This is a genomic window from Kluyvera sp., assembly GCF_047971185.1.
Taxonomy (GTDB): Bacteria; Pseudomonadota; Gammaproteobacteria; order Enterobacterales; family Enterobacteriaceae; genus Kluyvera.
Map to the genome: position 1 here is coordinate 1 of NZ_JBKDZH010000085.1, position 1,597 is coordinate 1,597.

Here is a 1,597-nt window from a genome sequence, read left to right on the forward strand (position 1 = left end):
ACGGTACTGGGCGAATCCCGCTATGTGGTACTGGCGCGCGAGCTGACCAAAACCTGGGAATCGATCCACGGCGCACCCATTGGTGAGCTGCTGGCGTGGGTGAAAGAGGATGAGAACCGTCGTAAAGGCGAAATGGTGCTGATCGTCGAAGGGTTTAAAGTGCAGGAAGAAGCGCTTCCCGCAGATGCGCTGCGTACCCTGGCGTTGCTGCAGGCGGAACTGCCGCTGAAGAAAGCCGCCGCGTTGGCCGCTGAAATTCACGGCGTGAAGAAAAACGCGCTGTATAAGTATGCCCTGGAGCAGCAGGGGTAAAAGAGCGGCCCGGTAAACCGGGCCGGTTTGCTTTTATTTCACCGGTGTTGCTTCAAAGACCAGCGTTTGCAGTGGCTGTAGCGTCACCACGACGGCATCCTGGTAATTCTCCGGAAGCGTTGCGTTGCTGCCATAGACGGCTTTCATCGTGAAATGCGTCGCTTCTCCACGAGGGATTTCAAAGTCCTTCGTCAGATTCAGATAGTAGTTTTGCGGCTTATCAGAAGGGTTACGCAGGCCCAATATGGCCTTGTCTTTGTTCCAGGAAGCCCAGCCGTAGACCTCAAGCGCAGTCGGATCGCCGCCGACCCAGTGGGTATCTACCAGCACATGCGCGTTTTCACGCGACCATTTTGCGGCTTGTGCCAGCACGTCCCATTTGGCGTTGTTTAACATCGATGGTGTGATGTAAAGCTCCTGTAGCTGGGTACCCGTGGCGAAATAGCTCCATACCTGATCGGCAAAATCGCTGTCCGTTTGCACTTTTTCCAGCCCGTAATAGGCATTCTCCGCACTCACAATTCCATGATACATCAGGGAATTTAGCGGGAATAACGGGCCTTTTCTCACGATTGATCGGTAGGTTTCTGCATCGCGGTAGGTCATCCACTGTTGCACTGCCGTCCCGGGACCATACAGATTGATATCATCTCCCTGGCGCCAGATAGAATCAGCATAAAACAGCCATGATGGGCTGGCATCGGTACCGGTCGTCAGGTTGATAAACAGATTCGGATTGGCGCTGCGCATGTTGTGCAAGAGGGCGATAGAGGCATCAAAGTCGGAAGCGAATGGGCTACCTTTAATATGCGAGTTGGCGTTACCCATCCCGTCCAGTTTGAAGGACGTGATTTGCTCGTTCTTAATCAGACCGGCGATTTGTTCATTGAAGTTTTTGATGTAGTTCGGCCCGGAGAGTGCCAGTTTGCCGTCAACTGTTTCAAAACCATACTCTTTGGCATGTGAAACGCGAATATCGCGCGGCTTATTGTAGCCGCCCCACGGTGAGAGCCACAAACCGACAGAGCTGTGCATGCTGTCAGCCTTCTCTTTAACCTTGCCGAAACCACCACTGAACGCCGGACCAAATAGCCATCGTCCGGTACGATCGTCCCAGCCGTCATCCAGCAGGAAAGCATCCAGCGGTACGCCGCGACCGGTAATAAACGCTTTATTCCATTCATCCATCCGTCCTAGCACGTCCTGCTCGCTGTAGGTGGTAAAGAAGCCGATATCCATCCAACTGTTGTAGTGCAGATAAGGCTTGTATGGACGTGGACGTACG

1 protein-coding gene and 1 pseudogene are annotated in these 1,597 nt (G+C 53.5%); one reads left to right on the forward strand and one right to left on the reverse strand.

Going from position 1 to position 1,597, the window contains the following annotated elements:
• Positions 1–312, forward strand: a pseudogene (locus ACK5JN_RS19350) (16S rRNA (cytidine(1402)-2'-O)-methyltransferase); the annotation flags it as partial.
• Positions 313–345: 33 nt separating this feature from the next.
• Here ACK5JN_RS19350 and ACK5JN_RS19355 read toward each other — a convergent pair.
• The coding region (locus tag ACK5JN_RS19355) for an enterotoxin (RefSeq protein WP_416871636.1) at positions 346–1,597 on the reverse strand (1,252 nt) is incomplete at its 5' end.